Here is a 16,691-nt window from a genome sequence, read left to right on the forward strand (position 1 = left end):
GGGCGGGACGCCGTCACTCGGCCTTGATCGCGTTCAGCATGTTCAGCCGCGCGGCGTTGCGGGCCGGCCACAGCGCGGCCAGGACACCCACCAGACCGGCCAGCACCAGGAAGATCCCGATCCGGTCCCAGGGCAGGACCAGCGCGTAGCCCGGGATCTCATCCGCGATGGTCTCGCCGATCGCCCAGCCGAGGAACGAGCCGAGACCGATGCCGACCGTCGCGCCGAACACCGAGATGACCACGGCCTCCAGCCGGACCATCCGCTTCACCCGGCGCCGGTCGAGCCCGATGGCGCGCAGCATGCCGATCTCCTGCTGCCGTTCGAAGACCGACATCGCGAGGGTGTTGACGACGCCGAGCACGGCGATGATCAGGGCCATCGCCAGCAGGCCGTACATGATGTTCAGCATCGTGTTGATGACGCCGCCGAACTCGTTGCGGATGTCCTGCCGGTCCATGACCGTGATCGCGGGGTTGTCGCCCAGCGCGTCGATGAGGACCTTCTCGTTCGCCGCGGACTGGCCGCCGTCCACCTTCACGAAGATCTGCTGGATGGACGGACGCACCTCGTGGGGGTTCACGACCTTCGTGTCGACGAGGACGGGGGAGAGGAACTCGCTGTCCTTGAAGACGGCGCCGACCGTCAGCTTGTCCTTCTTCTCGTCGCTGAAGGTGACGGGGACGCTGTCGCCGGGCTTCCAGCCCTTGCTCTTGGCCGTCTTCTCGGCGACCGCGATCTGACCCTTGGCCAGCGAGTCGAGGGAGCCGCTGACGACGTCGACGTTCAGGACCTTCTCGATGTCGCCCGGCGTGACCGCCGAGGCGGACACGAAGTCCTCGCCGCCGGCCTGGAAGTAGACGCTCTGCTGCGGCGAGACCGCCGAGACGCCCTTGGCCTTCTCCAGGGCCGTCAGCGCGGACTGGTCGAGGGCCCCGCTGTTCGCCATCGAGACCATGTAGTCGGCCTTGATGTTGTCCGTGGTCATCTTGTCGATGGCCGTGCCGACCGTGACACCGAGCACCGACAGGCCGGTCACGAGCGTCAGTCCGATCGCCAGCGCCGAGGCGGTGGCGCCGGTGCGGCGGGGATTGCGGACCGCGTTCTGGCCGGCCAGCTTGCCGGCCACCCCGAACGGGCCGACGAGCAGCGGACGGACGAGCGCGATCACGGGCCGGGACAGCAGCGGGATCAGGATGATCACACCGACCAGCGCGAAGAACGCGCCCGCCGCGATGAGCTGGCGTCCGTCGCCGCCGCCGGAGGAGGCACCCGCCACGATCCCGACCGCGCCGAGAGCGGTGATGGCCGCGCCGATGGAGTTGCGCAGCACCAGCGACTTGGTGGTCGCCACCGCGTGGACGCTGTTCATGGCCGCCACCGGCGGGATCTTCGCGGCCCGGCGGCCGGGCAGCCAGGCGGCGAACATCGTGAGCAGCACACCGACGCCGATCGCGGCGATCACCGGCGTGGCGGACACGACCAGCGGTCCGTTGGGCATCTTCATGTCGAACGCGGCCATTCCGGACCGCAGACCGACCGCGAGACCGACGCCGAGGACGAAGCCGATCAACGAGGCGACCAGGCCCACCACCGCGGCCTCGGCGAGCACCGAGCGGGTGATCTGCTTGCGCGACGCGCCGACGGCCCGCATCAGCGCGATCTCCTTCGTGCGCTGGGCGACCAGCATCGTGAAGGTGTTGGAGATCAGGAAGATGCCGACGAAGAGGGCGATGCCCGCGAAGCCGAGCAGGACCTGCTTGAGCGAGCTGAGCCCCTGTTCGATCTGCTCGGCCTGCTCGTCCGCGAGGGCCTGTCCGGTCTTCGCCTCGGCGGTGTCCGGCAGCAGCGGCTCGACCGCGTCCAGGATCTTCGTGTCGGACGCGCCGGGGGCGGCGGTGACGGAGGCGCTGGTGAAGTAACCCGGCTTCAGGTACTGCTTCTGGGCGACCGCGGTGTCGAAGAGGACGAGGCTGCCGCCGGCGTTCACGGCGCCGTCCTCGGTGGTGAACACGCCGCTGAGGGTGAACTCCTTCACCGGGCCGTTCGTGGCGACCCGGACCCGGTCGCCGACCTGGTACTCGCCCTTGGCCGCGGACTCCTTGTCCAGGGCGATCTGATCGTCCTTCACCGGGCCGGAGCCGTCGGTGAACGTGTAGGCGGGGTCCTTGCCGTCCTTGCCGGGGGCGAAGTTGGAGCCCTTGTTGGACCAGCCGACGCCGATCAGCTTCCCGTCGGGGTCGGCGACCCCGGCGAAGCCGTCGACGCGGCCGTAGGCGGCGTCGACGCCCTCCACCGCGGAGATCTTGTCGAGGGTCTTCTGAGAAAGGCCGGGTTCTTCCTCGGGGTTGTCCGCGTCGGCGTACGAGGTGACGGCGACGGCGACGTCGTCGTAACTCTTCGCCGACTGATTGCGGAAGGCGTTGGAGAGGGTGTCGGCGAAGACCAGGGTGCCGGAGACGAACGCGACGCCGAGCATCACGGCGAGCACGGTCATCAGGAGCCGGGCCTTGTGCGCGAGTACGTTGCGCAGGGCGGTGCGGAACATCAGCTGGTGCGGCCCTTCGCGTCGAACTGCTTCATGAAGTCGAGGACGTTGTCCGCGGTGGGCTTGTACATCTCGTCGACGATCCGTCCGTCCGCGAGGAACACGACCCGGTCCGCGTACGCCGCCGCCACCGGGTCGTGCGTCACCATCACCACCGTCTGGCCCAACTCCCGAACAGAGTTGCGCAGGAAGCCCAGCACCTCGGCGCCCGAGCGCGAGTCGAGGTTTCCGGTCGGCTCGTCACCGAAGATGATCTCGGGCTTGGAGGCCAGCGCGCGGGCCACGGCGACGCGCTGCTGCTGACCGCCGGAGAGCTGCGCGGGACGGTGGCTCAGCCGGTCGGCCAGGCCCACCATCCGGATGACCGAATCCACCCACTGCTTGTCCGGCTTGCGACCCGCGATGTCCATCGGAAGGGTGATGTTCTCCAGCGCGGTCAGCGTCGGCAGCAGGTTGAACGCCTGGAAGATGAAGCCGATCTTGTCCCGGCGCAACTTGGTGAGCTGCTTGTCCTTCAGGGAGCCCAGCTCGGTGTCGCCGATGCGCACCGAACCGGAGGAGAAGGTGTCCAGGCCGGCCACGCAGTGCATCAGCGTGGACTTGCCGGAACCGGAGGGGCCCATGATCGCGGTGAACTCGGCCTGCTGGAACTCGACGGAGACGCGGTCCAGGGCGACCACCTGGGTCTCGCCCTGTCCGTAGATCTTCGACAGATCCGTGGCACGCGCGGCCACGGTGGTGGTCCGGCCGGCGATGGATGCGGTGGTCACGAGAGGAACGCTCCTGAGGGACGACGGTGTGTTCGAAGGACTCGTCCATCGTCCCGTCCGGAAACCGCCGTGTAGTCAGTCGCTGTTCCGGTTCTGAAGACAGACTGCGGATGGAGCGGAGACGGCGGCGTCATACCTGAGGATGACGAGGATCCCTGAGAGGGGATCGCGTCGGGAACAGGTGGAGCGTCCTTGTTTGGACGGTGAAATTCCGTCATTCCGTATGCGCCGCCCACCGTCGCACGTAAGGCTATTGGCAAGTGCGGATGGCGCGTACCGCGGGCTGATGCACCCTCAGACGTCAATAAAATAAGACAACATCGGTCCGCCCATCCGCTGTTCGGGGGATGCGTCCCGATAGGCTCGGAACCTCGATGCGGAGCCCATGGCCTGCCCAGATGGTGGAATGCAGACACGGCGAGCTTAAACCTCGCTGCCCCTTCGCGGGCGTGCCGGTTCAAGTCCGGCTCTGGGCACTTCCGAGACCCTTCCCTCCCCTTCAAGGGCGCATCGCCCCTTCAGGAGTTCACGCACGACCGTTGACAGCGGGCGTATGCGGTCGGAGACTCGGTCAGAAGATGGTGAATAAAAGTTCACCATGCGAACGCCGCCTTGGAGGAACGACCGATGCGTACGACCGTCGGCATCATCGGAGCAGGCCCCGCCGGCCTCCTTCTCGCCCGGCTGCTCCACACCGCCGGCATCGACTCGGTCGTCCTGGAGAGCCGCGACCGCGCCTACGTCGAACACCGCCAGCGCGCCGGGATCCTGGAGCAGGGCACCGTGGACGTGCTGCGCGCGACCGGCGCCGGGGAGCGCATGGACCGCGAGGGCCTCCGGCACGACGGCATAGAGCTGCGCTTCGCCAAGCGGCGCCACCGCGTCGACTTCCCCGCCCTCACCGGCGGCCGGTCCGTGATGGTCTACGCCCAGACCGAGGTCTGCAAGGACCTCATCGCCCTCCAGCTCAAGGACGGCGGCCCGCTGCTGTTCGAGGCGGAGGCACTGGCGGTGGAGGGCGCGGACACCGACCATCCGCGCGTGCGCTTCCGGCACCAGGGGGGCGAGGACGTCCTCGCATGCGACTACGTCGTCGGCTGCGACGGCTTCTGGGGCGTGTCCCGCAAGGCGATCCCCGCCGAGCTGACCCAGGTCTTCGAGCGGACGTACCCCTTCGGCTGGCTCGGCATCCTCGCCGACGTCGCCCCCTCGCACGACGAGCTGGTCTACGCCCGCCACGACCGCGGCTTCGCCCTGCTGTCCATGCGCTCCCCGTCCGTCTCCCGTCTCTACCTCCAGGTGCCCGAGGGCACGGACGCCGAGGAGTGGAGCGACGAGGCGATCTGGACGGAGCTGGAGCGCCGCTTCGAGACGGCCGACGGGTGGCGGCTGGAGCGCGGCCCCCTCACCCAGAAGTCGGTCACGCCCATGCGCTCCTACGTCCACGAGCCGATGCGCCACGGCCGCCTCTTCCTGGCCGGTGACGCGGCGCACATCGTGCCGCCGACGGGCGCCAAGGGGCTGAATCTCGCCGTCGGGGACGTCGTCACCTTCGCGAGGGCGCTGACGCACCAGAGGGAGACCGGGTCGACCGAGCTCCTCGACGCCTACTCCGAGACCTGTCTGCGCCGCGTCTGGCAGGCCGAGCGGTTCTCCTACGACATGACGACCCTGCTGCACCGCGCCCCCGGCACCACGCCCTTCGAGGACCGGCTCCAGCTCGCGCGACTGGAGCGGATCGCCGGATCGCGGGCGGCCGAGACGGACCTCGCCGAGGCGTACACGGGGTTTCCGTTCGGGTGACCGTACGCGTGGGGCACAGGAGTGATCTCCGATCGGTTCCGGCCACGTCGCAGGTTGGTCATGAATGATCCCCTCCGTGGCTGGGAATCACCGAGCCGCGTAGCGTGTTGCGCAGCACGACGAGGGAAAGATCCTCCCCAAGCACTAGGGTCAATCCTTTGCCCACCTATTACTCTTGAGCCAAGGCTACGCACGGTGGCCATGGAGGAGTGAAATGAGGAGCAGCAACCCGGTCTTCTCGCGACGGGGGTTCAGCCGCGACAACGGCTACGCGGGCTTCAACACCGCGCCGCAGGCCGGGGGCGCCGCTGTCGGCACACAGGGCAACCCGTACGCCCAGCCGCAGGCGGGCAACCCGTACGCGCAGAACCCGTACGCCCAGCAGGACCTTCAGCACGGTGCGCCGCCGCAGGCCCCGGCCACCACCGGCCGGATGACGATCGACGACGTCATCCTGCGCACCGGCACCACGCTCGGCACGCTGATCGTCACGGCCGCGCTCGCCTGGGCGCTGCTGCCGGTCGACGCGGCGAACATCAACCGGTCGTACGGCATCGCCATCGGTGCCGGTCTGATCGGCATGGTGCTGGCGCTCGTGCAGTCCTTCAAGCGCAAGGCCTCGCCGGCACTGATCCTGACGTACGCCGCGCTGGAGGGTGTCTTCCTCGGCGTCGTCTCCAGCGTCGTCGACACCCACATCGCCAGTGGCGCGGCCATGCAGGCGGTGCTCGGCACGATGGCGGTCTTCGCCGCCGTGCTGGTGGCGTACAAGGCGGGCTGGATCCGCGTCAACCGCCGCTTCGTCGGCTTCGTGATGGCGGCCGCGCTCGGCTTCATCCTGCTGATGGCGGTCAACCTGCTGTTCGCCGTCTTCGGCGGCGGTGACGGCCTCGGCTTCCGCAGCGGCCCGCTCGGCATCGTCTTCGGCATCGTCGGCATCCTGCTCGGCGCCTGCTTCCTCGCCCTGGACTTCAAGCAGGTCGAGGACGGCATCGCCTACGGCGCGCCGCGCGAGGAGGCCTGGCTCGCGGCCTTCGGCCTCACGCTGACCCTGGTGTGGATCTACATGGAGTTCCTGAGGCTCATCTCGATCCTCAACAGCAGCGACTGACTCCCGACGCCGTAGCGCGACGACGGTCGTAGGCGAAAGGGCCCCGGGTTCGTCCCGGGGCCCTTCGTCGTCTGTGCGCGCCTAGAGGAATTTGCGCGCCGCCCTCCTCAGGTCGTACTCGTGGACGATCGCCTTCGCGTGGCCGTACGCGAGGTCGTATTCGTGGCGAAGCCAGCTGACCTTCTCCTCGAAACGGACGAGAGCCGGGCCTTCTTCTACGGTGCGGAGCCAGTCGGAGACTTCACGACCGGTGCAGTGGGGGATGCGGGCGAGCATGTTGCGGTGGGTCTCCTCGGAGAGGACGTGGGACATCGGCGCCTCCGGACGCAAAGGGGATGTAAGCCGGTCCTTCAGGTCACGGTGCCTGAGCGTTCGCCCGTTGGCAACAGTCGCGTACGCTCACGGCGTGGTTGATACGACGCCTCTGACTCGTGCCGTTGATCATTTCGCTGATCGTCTGCGGGCCGCGCCGCAGAGCCGACTGCAGAGAAGTGCGGCTTCGGAGGCGCTGGGGCTGGCCAGAGAGCTGGCGCGCAGAGCCCAGCTCCTGGAGGCGCCCGAGGTGGAGCCCCGTGTCATGCCCGATGCCGGGATGTTCGCCGCGGCAGACCAAATCACCGTCGCGGCGCATGACTTGGCGACGGTGATCGAGACCGACGCGGACGTCCTGGAAGCGGTGCGGCTGGTGGCGGAGGCGCAGAAGCGGGCCGGGGTGTGATCCCCCGACGCCGGCGTGGATCCGAACGGCAGGCCCTGGGGGACGCCCAGCGGGACGCCTAGAGGGACGCTATGACCCGGTCGGCCAGGATGTAGACGTTCTCCCCGCCGCACGCGAAGGTCAGCGTGTAGGCGCCGGAGACTCCCGAACCGCCCAGCAGCACCGGTGTCTCGCCCGCGCGCAGGGCCGCCGCCAGGCGCTCCGCCGTCTCGCGGTGGCCCGGCGTCATGCACAGCGTCGTGCCGTCGGCGAAGACGTAGACGTCGAGGGTGCCCAGGGGGCCCGGGCGGACGTCGGTCAGTTCGGTGGCGGACGCGGCCAGCTCCTCAAGGGTGGACACCGTGCGCTCGTGGTCGTTCACGGCCGGTGAGGAGACCGGGACGAAGTCCGGGTGGGAGGGGTGGCGGCGGCGTGCCGCGGCCAGTTCGGGGGACTCGCTGGGGGTGCTCCCCTGGACGAAGTCCTTGGGGGAGAACTCGTCGGCGTCCGCGCTCGGCTCCGCCACCGGCTCCAGGCGCTCCACGTGCTCCAGGTGCTCAAGGCCCGCGAAATCGGCCTGACGGGGCAGGAACAGCTCGCTGTCGGACAGGCCCAGCAGGGTGGGCGCGTCGGAGGCGTCACGGGCCTCCTGGGCGGCCCAGAACGCCCGGGCCTCGGCCAGCTCCCGCTCACGCTCCTCGGCGAGCGCCTCGGCGACGGCGGCGCGTATCTCCTCGGCCTCGGTGGAGAGGCGGGCGGACGGGACGAGACCGCGGGTCGCGGCCGCGTTGCTCTGTGCCAGCTCGGTGTGCAGGGCCGCGACCTGTCGACGCAGCACCATGAGGGTGCGCAGGACGGCGACGCCCACGGCGCCGGTGGCGGCCGTGGTGAGCAGCAGGGCGATCGGCATGGCGCTCACTGACGTACTCCCGGTTCAAAGTCGACCCCCGACTTCCTACATCAGCTTGAAGGGCGGACTATCCAGCTGTCAGTGCGTAACGTCACGAAACGGACAGGACTTTGGGCCTGGGGTTTGGTGCTGCAACGGCTCTGAGCTGCGTGAATCCCTCGACGGAGGGAGATAGGTCACATCCTGGGGGAGATTGGATCACAAAACGGCCCAGAACCAAGGGGTTTCCCGGGTTCTGGGCCGAAGCCTCACGCTGGGTCGTGAGTTGACTACCCAGGGGTCGCTCGGGTGCTTCGGTTCGGGCGCTTCAGCTCAGGCGCTCGATGACCATCGCCATGCCCTGGCCGCCGCCGACGCACATCGTCTCCAGGCCGAACTGCTTGTCGTGGAACTGGAGCGAGTTGATGAGCGTGCCGGTGATGCGGGCGCCGGTCATGCCGAAGGGGTGGCCGACGGCGATGGCGCCGCCGTTGACGTTCAGCTTTTCGATGTCGATGCCCAGTTCGCGGTAGGAGGGGATCACCTGGGCGGCGAACGCCTCGTTGATCTCGACCAGGTCGATGTCGTCGATCGTCAGGCCGGCCCGGCGCAGCGCCTGCTGCGAGGCCTCCACCGGGCCGAGGCCCATGATCTCCGGGGAGAGGCCGGAGACGCCGGTGGAGACGATGCGGGCGAGCGGGGTGAGGCCGAGCTCGCGGGCCTTGGTGTCGGACATGACGACGACCGCGGCGGCGCCGTCGTTGAGCGGGCAGCAGTTGCCGGCGGTGACCAGGCCGTCGGGGCGGAAGACCGGCTTCAGGCCCTGGACGCCCTCCATGGTGACGCCGGGGCGGGGGCCGTCGTCCTTGCTGATGACGGTGCCGTCGGGGAGGGTCACCGGGGTGATCTCGCGCTCCCAGAAGCCGTTCTTGATGGCTTCCTCGGCGAGGTTCTGCGAGCGGACGCCGAACTCGTCCATGTCCTGGCGGGTGATGCCCTTCGCCCGGGCGAGGTTCTCGGCGGTCTGGCCCATGGCGATGTACGGGTCGGGGAGCAGGCCGTCCTCGCGCGGGTCGTGCCAGGTGGTGCCCTCCTGCTCGGCGACGGCGGCGGTGCGGGCCTCCGCCTCGGCGAAGAGGGGGTTGCGCGTGTCGGGGAGGCTGTCGGAGTTGCCCTTGGCGAACCGGGAGACCATCTCGACGCCGGCCGAGATGAAGACGTCGCCCTCGCCGGCCTTGATGGCGTGCAGGGCCATGCGGGAGGTCTGCAGGGACGAGGAGCAGTACCGGGTGATCGTGCAGCCGGGGAGGTGGTCCATCCCCATCTGCACGGCGACGACACGGCCGAGGTTGTTGCCCTGCTCGCCGCCGGGGAGACCGCAGCCGAGCATCAGGTCGTCGATGTCCCGGGGGTCGAGCTCGGGGATCTTGGCGAGGGCCGCCTGGACGATCGTGGCAGTGAGGTCGTCGGGGCGCAGATCCTTGAGGGAGCCCTTGAAGGCGCGGCCGATGGGGGAGCGGGCGGTCGAGACGATCACGGCTTCGGGCATCACGGCTCCATTGACATACCGGGGGGTCGGGCAGGGCTGTGTGGGAAGTTACCCGTACGTATGGTCAGGGTCACGGGGATGGGGGTGTGACCCTGGCCGCAATTTTCTAAGCGCTTGCTTGGTCCTCCGATGGGCTCAGACGCCGGACGGGCTGGCGGGTGACGGTTCCGCCTCTCCCAGCCTGCGCCTGCGCCTGCGCTTGAGCAGCGCCCACGGGCCCTTCGGCCCCGTCGGCATGGCGGCGGTGACCTCCGTGCCCGCCTCGGACGCGGCCTCCGCCGCCGCGCGGGCCACCGGCAGGAAGCCCTCGCGACGGGTGACGTCGGGGCGCTCCTCCTCCGCCGGCCACAGGCCCAGCGCCGCGCAGACCGTCGGCAGGACCGCCATCGCCGCGGTGGCGTAGCCCTCCGCCGAGGGGTGGTAGTTGTCGGGGCCGAAGAGTTCACGGGGGTTCGCCGCGAATTCCGGGCCCAGCAGGTCGCCCAGCGACACCGTGCGGCCGCCCTGCTCGACGACGCCGATCGTCTGCGCGGCCGCCAGCTGCCGTGAGGCCCGTCGGGCCAGCCACCGCAGCGGCTGCTGGACCGGCTCGATCGTGCCGAGGTCGGGGCAGGTGCCGACCACCACCTCCGCGCCGGCCGTGCGCAGCCGCCGTACCGCCGCGGACAGGTGACGGACCGAGCGCGTCGGCGGCATCCGGTTCGTGACGTCGTTCGCGCCGATCATGATCACGCAGATGTCGGGCACCAGCGCGGGATCGGCGAGCACCAGGGCCACCTGGCGGTCCAGGTCGTCCGAACGGGCGCCCGGCAGCGCCACGTTGCGCAGCAGCACCGGCCGTTCCGCCACCGCCGCCAGCCCCGACGCCAGCAGCGCGCCCGGCGTCTGGCCCGCCCGGTGCACGCCCTGGCCCGCGGCCGTCGAGTCACCCAGCAGCGTCAGACGCAGCGGTGCCTCGCCGGCGGTGCCGTACCCGCGGCCGTACCGGCCGTCGGCGTTCGGTACATGGTTGTCGGTTCCGTTGCCCACATGGCGCCTGGCCAGCCGCACCTCGGCGAGGAGCAGACCCACGGCCGCCGCGCCGGCCAGCCCGATCCCGCCTCCGCCGTACGCGGCGCCCGCCGCGATCCGCCGGGCCACCCTCGCCCTCGACAAGCTCGTCATGCGTCGCCGCCACCTCCTCATAGCCGTACATCAACTGCTTGCCCCGCACGGACCGTGGCCCAATCCCAACGAGGAGTGAACGACCGTCATGGGCCCGGTGCAGGCCATAGGCTGGCGGAACCACTAGGACCATTTCTTTTTCAGCATCCGGAGACAACGGTGCATTTCCACGACTCGCTGATCAGTCTCGTCGGCAACACCCCGCTGGTGAGGCTCAACAATGTGACCAAGGGCATCCGGGCGACCGTCCTGGCCAAGGTGGAGTACTTCAACCCGGGCGGCTCCGTGAAGGACCGCATCGCCCTGCGCATGATCGAGGCCGCGGAGGAGAGCGGTGCGCTCAAGCCCGGCGGCACGATCGTCGAGCCGACCAGCGGCAACACCGGTGTCGGTCTCGCCATCGTGGCTCAGCAGAAGGGGTACAAGTGCATCTTCGTGTGCCCTGACAAGGTCAGCACCGACAAGATCAACGTACTGCGGGCCTACGGCGCCGAAGTGGTCGTCTGCCCGACCGCCGTCGACCCCGAGCACCCGGACTCCTACTACAACGTCTCCGACCGCCTGGTGCGGGAGACGCCGGGCGCCTGGAAGCCGGACCAGTACTCCAACCCCAACAACCCGCTCTCCCACTACCACTCCACCGGCCCCGAGCTGTGGGAGCAGACCGAGGGGAAGATCACCCACTTCGTGGCGGGCGTGGGGACGGGCGGCACCATCTCCGGTACCGGCCGCTATCTGAAGGAAGCCAGCGACGGCAAGGTGCGGGTCATCGGCGCCGACCCCGAGGGTTCGGTGTACTCGGGCGGTTCCGGGCGGCCGTATCTCGTCGAGGGCGTCGGTGAGGACTTCTGGCCGACCGCCTACGACCGGACCGTCGCCGACGAGATCGTCGCCGTGTCGGACAAGGACTCCTTCCAGATGACCCGGCGGCTGGCCCGCGAGGAGGGCCTGCTGGTCGGCGGCTCCTGCGGCATGGCGGTCGTGGCCGCGCTGGAGGTCGCCGAGCGGCTCGGTCCGGACGACGTCGTGGTGGTCCTGCTCCCGGACAGCGGCCGCGGCTACCTCTCCAAGATCTTCAACGACGAGTGGATGGCCGACTACGGCTTCCTGGAGGACGAGGGCCCGAGCGCGCGCGTCGCCGACGTCCTCAACGACAAGGAGCACGGCGCCATGCCGTCCCTAGTCCACATGCACCCGGACGAGACGGTCGGTCAGGCCATCGAGGTGCTGCGGGAGTACGGCGTCTCGCAGATGCCCATCGTGAAGCCGGGCGCCGGTCACCCGGACGTCATGGCCGCGGAGGTCGTGGGGTCCGTCGTCGAACGGGAGCTGCTGGACGCGCTGTTCACCAAGAGGGCCTCGCTCGACGACCCGCTGGAGAAGCACATGTCGGCCCCGCTGCCGCAGGTCGGCTCCGGTGAGCCGGTCGCGGACCTGATGTCCGTGCTGGGCGCGGCCGACGCGGCGATCGTCCTCGTCGAGGGCAAGCCGACCGGTGTGGTCAGCCGGCAGGACCTGCTGGCCTTCCTCGCCAAGGGCGGGAAGTAGCGGCGGACCTGGCGGCGAACCCGCGGTGAACGGGCCGTGTACGCGGCGAACTTGGGGTGACAGCGGCCGCTCGGAACGTCGCGGAACTGGTACGAGCGCGTCACGTCCGCGCAGCACCCGCTTAACACGGGTCCGGCACATTAGGGGGTGTCGGCAGGGCGGGAGCGGCTCCCCGCCCCAGCCGGCGCCGAACGGCGCCAAGGACCTCCGGAGCGGCTCCCGGACCTCCATGGACGCCAAGGACGCGCAAGCCAGGCCCTGACCCGGCCCGCGTCCCTCGCGGGGACCGCCGTCGTCCCGCCCCCTGGAAACGGGGGAGCGGCGGTCCCCGCGCATGAAACTCCTTGTGCGGGCGGACGGATCACGGCGGGCTCGGCCCCGGTCCCCCAGGCTCCCCGGAGCGGGTCAGTCCTCCCACTTGTCGTCGTCCTTGGCGGCCTTGCGGCGCAGGCCCCTGAACAGGCCGGGGTGGGTGCGCGCCGCCTGGACGACGTTGACGCCGACGATGCCGACCCAGGTGACCAGCAGACCGGAGAGGCCGGCTACGCCGCCGCCGATCGCGGACAGCGGGATCGCCACGACCAGCGAGACGATGCCGAAGCCGAAGCGCTCACCGAAGGAGTCCGTCGGCTTCGGCGACCGGGCGCCCCGGGCCGCCACCATCTGCTGCTCGGCCGACTGGCGCCGCAGTCGGCGCTCGACCGCCCCGTCGATGCGCTGGTCGACCTTCTCCAGGAACGAGTCGACCAGCGCGGACTCGTACTCGTCGCCCAGCTACCTGCGGGCCTGCAGGGTGGCGTTGAGTTCCTTCTTGAGCTCGGTGTCCCGCGCGTCCATTCCGGTCATGCGATCCACGGTAGGGAGCGGGGGCGACGGCCGCACTGGGGTTAGCCCCCCTGTTCGTGCGGGGGCAGGCCAGGGCGCCGGGCGGTGACCGGAACGGATGTCTCTTGCCCGGCTGTATAAGGTCATGCAGAGTTCTTGATATCTGAATAGGCCGGTTGTCCGGAGTGAGAGGTGTGGGCTGCATGGGGAGCGGGAGCGCGGCATGAGCGCGGACAGGAACACCAGGGGGACGGACAGCTCCGCCGCGCGGCTCCAGGCGCTTTTCGAGGGGCACCGGCTGACGCCGACCCAGCGGCGCATCGCGCACAGCATGGTGCGGCGGGCCGCCGACGTGCCGTTCCTGTCCAGCGTGGAGCTGGCCGAGCTGGCCGGGGTCAGCCAGCCGTCCGTGACCCGCTTCGCCGTCGCCCTCGGCTTCGACGGCTACCCGGCGCTGCGCAGGCACCTGCGCGAGGTCGCGCCCGTCGAGCAGCCGGTGGACGCCGGCTCGTACAACGAGTACCAGCAGGCCGTCGAGGCCGAGATCGAGAATCTGCGGCATCTGGCCGAGGCGCTCGCCGACCCGCGGCCCGTCCAGAAGGCCGGGCGGCTGCTCGCGGCCTCGCGTCCGCTCCCCGTCCTCGGCCTGCGCGCCGCGGCCTCCCAGGCGTACGGCTTCGCCTACTTCGCGGCCAAGGTCCACCCGGACGTACGGCTGCTGCACGAGGGCGGCACGATGATCCACGACCGTGTCGACGCCGCCGTCCGGGCCGGCGCGACGGCCCTGCTGTGCTTCGCGCTGCCCCGGCACCCGCGTGAGGTCGTGGACACGCTGGCGTACGCCAAGGAGGCCGGGCTGACGGTGGTGACGGTGGCGGACTCCGCGTTCGCGCCGGTCGCCAAGGTCTCCGACCTGCTGCTGCCGGCGGCCGTCGGTACGGGCCTCGCCTTCGACACCGCCTGCGCGCCGATGCTGCTGGGCCGGGTCCTGCTGGAGGCGATGTGCGACGACCTGCCGGACGCCCAGGCACGGCTGGAGGAGTTCGACGCGCGGGCGGCGGTGCGGGGGCTGTTTGTCGAGTGACACCTGCCGAGTGACACCTGCCGAGTGAGTTCTTCTGGCGAGTGAGTTTTAAGACTCGTCTCACGTTTCTTCACTAATCTGCCCGCCCGACAGAACTGTGCCAGGGCGACGAGGAGGCGGAACGTGGCACGCGGAGGTCAGGGGCTGGCTCGGGTGGCGGTCGTCGTACGGTCCGGGGCGGCGCCGTTGTGGTGGCTCGGAGTGCTCGCGGCGGGCATCGGTGTGCTGGTGCCGGGGCTGACGGGGCGTCGGATCGGGGTGTTGGCCGGGGCCGCGCTGTTCATCGTCGCGGCGGTGGTCGTGTCGTACGCACGCCGCGGGCGTTACACCGCCCTGGCCCGCTCGGCCGCCCGCGCCGGCAAGCACGACGTGCTCCAGGACCGCTCGGTGTCCGCCCGCAACTGGCGTCGCGGCCACCGCTGGTGGCTGCTGCTCGCGTTCGTCGCCGCGCTGGGCAGCGCCTTCGCCGTGCCGGCGGCGGGCGGGATGCTGCTGGCGGGATGCGGAGCGGGGCTGCGGCTCAAGGCCGCGTGGCTCGGCCGGCGGGAGCGGGCCGAGAACGCCCTGCTGTGGGTGCGGGTGGACTGGCTCGACCGGCGAGGTGGCCGGCCGGCGGGCAAGGCGGTCAAGGTGTACCGCAGTACGGGCATCGCCGCGGGCGACGCCGCCCCGGGCGGGGCCCGCCGCCGCACCGCGGCCCTGGTGTAGGCCAGACCTCCAGGCCCTCCTCGATCTTCCGCGGGCGTCCAGCACCAGGTACAGGAGGAGGCCGTTGCCCCCGCGTCCGGTGACCAGCCGGATCAGGTGGTACTGGTCGGTGAGGGTGATCAGGATGTCCTCGGTGCCGCCCTGAGGCCGAGGTGCTCCCTCGTGCGCATCTTGGCGCGGACGGCGTCGGTGCCGCCGGCGGCGGACGCATTGAGGTCGAAGGTGGTCGGCACGAACCGCAGCGGGTGGTGGCTGTCCCGGCTGCTGAGGATCACGTCCTCGACGGGCGGATCCGTGTCGTCGGCGCCGTCGTCATCGGCGTCGACGTCCGCCCCGAACGCGTGCTGCTCGGCGGCCGGCCGCGCCGGTTCCGCCGTCTCGGCGGCCTCCGACACCTCGTGGTCGCCGCCCGGAGGATCGCCCACGGTGCCCCTCCTCGATTCGGCCCTGATTTCCCTTGAGTGATCAGGGCGCGGGCAGGGTGGTGAGCGAGGCCGCGTGCGCCCCGCCGGATTCGTCCACGATCTCGTCGAGCGACTGCTGCTCACGCACGGTCGCGAAGGCGATGCCCCCGCTCCCGTCCGGGGCGAAGCCGTGAATGCCGGGCCGGGCGAGGGAGTTGTACGCGTAGTGATGCGCGAAGTAGTACGCCCCCGTGTCCAGCGCCGCCACGTGGTCCCCCTGTTCCAGCAGCGGCAGCGCGCATCCCTCGGCCAGCAGGTCACCGGAGAAGCAGGCCGGACCGGCCACGTCCTGCACCACCGCCGTTCCCTGCTTCGGGTGCCCCTTGCCGTCGTACGCCGCGATCCTCAGCGGCCAGCTCCCCGGCGCGTACACCGTCCGCGTCGCCACCTGCACGCCCGCGTGCGTGACCGCCACCGGGCGGCCACCCGCGCTCTTGGCGTACTCGACCCGCGCCACGACCGTCCCGTGCTTGGCGAGCAAGGACCGGCCGAACTCGGTCACCAGCCCGTACCGCCCGTCGAACAGACCCGGCACCGCCTCGCTCAGCAGCCGCGCGTACTGCGCGTACGTCGGCGTGGTGGCGTCCGACGCGAAGTTCACCGGCAGTCCGCCGCCGATGTCGAGCGTGTCGATCTGCCGTCGGCCGATCCTCCGGTTGATCTCCTCCGCGAGCGCGTACGCCGCCGCGACCCCCTGGGCCATGAGCGACAGCGGGATCCCCTGGGACCCGGTGTGCGCGTGCAGCCGGGTCAGCCACGGGCGGTCCTGATACGCCCGTACGACCCACTCCCGCGCCCCCTCGTCGCGCAGCGCCACGCCGAACTTCGATGTCGCCGTAGCCGTGGACGTCGCCTCGATGGAACCGCCGCCGACCTGCGGATTCACCCGGATCCCGAGCGGGGAGCGGCTGGTGGCCGACCTCATCAGGCCGTCGATGCGGTCCAGCTCCTGCGGGTTGTCCGCGTTGACGGCGATGCCCAGCGCCAGCGCCTGGCGCAGCTCGGCCGGCGTCTTGGCGGGCGAGTCCAGCACCGTCATCTCCGGGCGCAGCCCCGCCGCCCGCGCCAGCGCCAGCTCACCCGGGCTGGCCACCTCCGCGCCGATGCCCTCCTCGCGCAGCAGCCGCAGCACCGGCACCAGCGGGGTCGCCTTCACCGCGAAGGCGTGCAGCACGGGCGTGCCCGGCGCCACCACCGCGTCGAACGCCGCCCGCAGCGCCGCCGCCGACTCCCGGATGCCGGTGACGTCCAGCAGGCCGACGATGGGGGAGCCGGCTCCGAGCAGCCCCTGCTCCACGGCGGCCCGCACCGCCTCGTCCCGCCGGGCGGCCCGGTCGGCGTCCCACGCCGGAACCTCGATCCCGCTGTCCACTCGGTCGCTCACGGCATCCCCCGTCATCTCGCTGTACGAGCCCATGCATCCAGCCAAACATCCGGGACACGCAGACGCTGGCGCACGGACGTATTGACTAGTTCTATTCAGGTAGCCAGGATGTGAATACCCACTTCAACAAGCGGCAGTCACAACCCG

Annotated in this window: 13 protein-coding genes, 1 tRNA gene and 3 pseudogenes; 7 read left to right on the plus strand and 10 right to left on the minus strand. The window is 70.5% G+C overall.

The window, feature by feature from the left end:
* Window positions 1–13: 13 nt before the first annotated feature.
* The gene (locus ABZ078_RS04730; protein ID WP_356571605.1) at window positions 14–2,548 is read right to left on the minus strand and encodes an FtsX-like permease family protein; all 2,535 of its coding nucleotides are present in this window, start codon (window positions 2,546–2,548) and stop codon (window positions 14–16) included.
* Complete coding sequence (locus tag ABZ078_RS04735) at window positions 2,548–3,318, minus strand: ABC transporter ATP-binding protein (protein ID WP_356571607.1); 771 nt, start codon at window positions 3,316–3,318, stop codon at window positions 2,548–2,550. Before ABZ078_RS04735 ends, ABZ078_RS04730 begins: the two co-directional genes overlap by 1 nt.
* Before the next feature lie 392 nt (window positions 3,319–3,710).
* On the opposite strand from ABZ078_RS04735, the gene ABZ078_RS04740 reads away from it, so the two are divergent.
* The 3 genes from ABZ078_RS04740 (at window position 3,711) to ABZ078_RS04750 (ending at window position 6,232) form a co-directional block, all read left to right on the plus strand.
* Window positions 3,711–3,794 (plus strand) — tRNA-Leu (locus tag ABZ078_RS04740).
* A 151-nt stretch (window positions 3,795–3,945) separates the two neighbouring features.
* Window positions 3,946–5,121: a 4-hydroxybenzoate 3-monooxygenase gene (locus ABZ078_RS04745; protein WP_356571609.1), complete on the plus strand. Its 1,176-nt coding sequence runs from the start codon at window positions 3,946–3,948 to the stop codon at window positions 5,119–5,121.
* A gap of 214 nt (window positions 5,122–5,335) precedes the next feature.
* Complete coding sequence (locus tag ABZ078_RS04750) at window positions 5,336–6,232, plus strand: Bax inhibitor-1/YccA family protein (RefSeq protein WP_356571611.1); 897 nt, start codon at window positions 5,336–5,338, stop codon at window positions 6,230–6,232.
* An 81-nt stretch (window positions 6,233–6,313) separates the two neighbouring features.
* Here ABZ078_RS04750 and ABZ078_RS04755 read toward each other — a convergent pair whose 3' ends face one another.
* Entirely contained in the window at window positions 6,314–6,544 is a 231-nt protein-coding gene (locus ABZ078_RS04755) for a DUF4287 domain-containing protein (protein ID WP_030049879.1), read from the minus strand.
* Window positions 6,545–6,638: 94 nt separating this feature from the next.
* On the opposite strand from ABZ078_RS04755, the gene ABZ078_RS04760 reads away from it, so the two are divergent.
* The gene (locus ABZ078_RS04760) at window positions 6,639–6,950 is read left to right on the plus strand and encodes a hypothetical protein (protein ID WP_356571613.1); all 312 of its coding nucleotides are present in this window, start codon (window positions 6,639–6,641) and stop codon (window positions 6,948–6,950) included.
* Window positions 6,951–7,008: 58 nt separating this feature from the next.
* Here the strand turns inward: ABZ078_RS04760 and ABZ078_RS04765 are convergent, their stop codons facing one another.
* From ABZ078_RS04765 to ABZ078_RS04775, 3 genes are all read right to left on the minus strand, one after another.
* Window positions 7,009–7,848, minus strand: a complete 840-nt coding sequence (locus tag ABZ078_RS04765) for a hypothetical protein (RefSeq protein ID WP_356571615.1) — start codon at window positions 7,846–7,848, stop codon at window positions 7,009–7,011.
* A gap of 298 nt (window positions 7,849–8,146) precedes the next feature.
* Window positions 8,147–9,367, minus strand: coding sequence for an acetyl-CoA C-acetyltransferase (locus tag ABZ078_RS04770; protein ID WP_356571617.1), 1,221 nt, complete (start codon window positions 9,365–9,367; stop codon window positions 8,147–8,149).
* 135 nt (window positions 9,368–9,502) lie between these two features.
* Window positions 9,503–10,531: an SGNH/GDSL hydrolase family protein gene (locus tag ABZ078_RS04775; RefSeq protein WP_356571619.1), complete on the minus strand. Its 1,029-nt coding sequence runs from the start codon at window positions 10,529–10,531 to the stop codon at window positions 9,503–9,505.
* Between the two features lie 159 nt (window positions 10,532–10,690).
* Between ABZ078_RS04775 and ABZ078_RS04780 the strand changes: the two genes are divergently transcribed.
* A complete protein-coding gene (locus ABZ078_RS04780) occupies window positions 10,691–12,079 on the plus strand; it encodes a cystathionine beta-synthase (RefSeq protein ID WP_356571621.1) in 1,389 nt (462 codons plus the stop codon).
* Between the two features lie 405 nt (window positions 12,080–12,484).
* Here ABZ078_RS04780 and ABZ078_RS04785 read toward each other — a convergent pair.
* Window positions 12,485–12,925 (minus strand): annotated as a pseudogene (locus ABZ078_RS04785) (hypothetical protein).
* Between the two features lie 202 nt (window positions 12,926–13,127).
* Here ABZ078_RS04785 and ABZ078_RS04790 point away from each other — a divergent pair.
* Entirely contained in the window at window positions 13,128–13,988 is an 861-nt protein-coding gene (locus ABZ078_RS04790) for a MurR/RpiR family transcriptional regulator (protein ID WP_356571623.1), read from the plus strand.
* A gap of 123 nt (window positions 13,989–14,111) precedes the next feature.
* Entirely contained in the window at window positions 14,112–14,696 is a 585-nt protein-coding gene (locus ABZ078_RS04795; protein WP_356571625.1) for a hypothetical protein, read from the plus strand.
* Between the two features lie 33 nt (window positions 14,697–14,729).
* Here the strand turns inward: ABZ078_RS04795 and ABZ078_RS04800 are convergent.
* From ABZ078_RS04800 to ABZ078_RS04810, 3 genes and pseudogenes are all read right to left on the minus strand, one after another.
* Window positions 14,730–14,920, minus strand: a pseudogene (locus tag ABZ078_RS04800) (hypothetical protein); the annotation flags it as partial.
* Window positions 14,912–15,148: pseudogene (locus tag ABZ078_RS04805) on the minus strand (hypothetical protein); the annotation flags it as partial. The pseudogenes ABZ078_RS04805 and ABZ078_RS04800, both read right to left, overlap by 9 nt.
* A 13-nt stretch (window positions 15,149–15,161) precedes the next feature.
* Complete coding sequence (locus ABZ078_RS04810) at window positions 15,162–16,577, minus strand: diaminopimelate decarboxylase (protein ID WP_356571627.1); 1,416 nt, start codon at window positions 16,575–16,577, stop codon at window positions 15,162–15,164.
* Window positions 16,578–16,691 lie beyond the last annotated feature (114 nt).

It is taken from the genome of Streptomyces sp. NPDC006385, from assembly GCF_040612485.1.
In the GTDB taxonomy this organism is placed as follows: domain Bacteria; phylum Actinomycetota; class Actinomycetes; order Streptomycetales; family Streptomycetaceae; genus Streptomyces.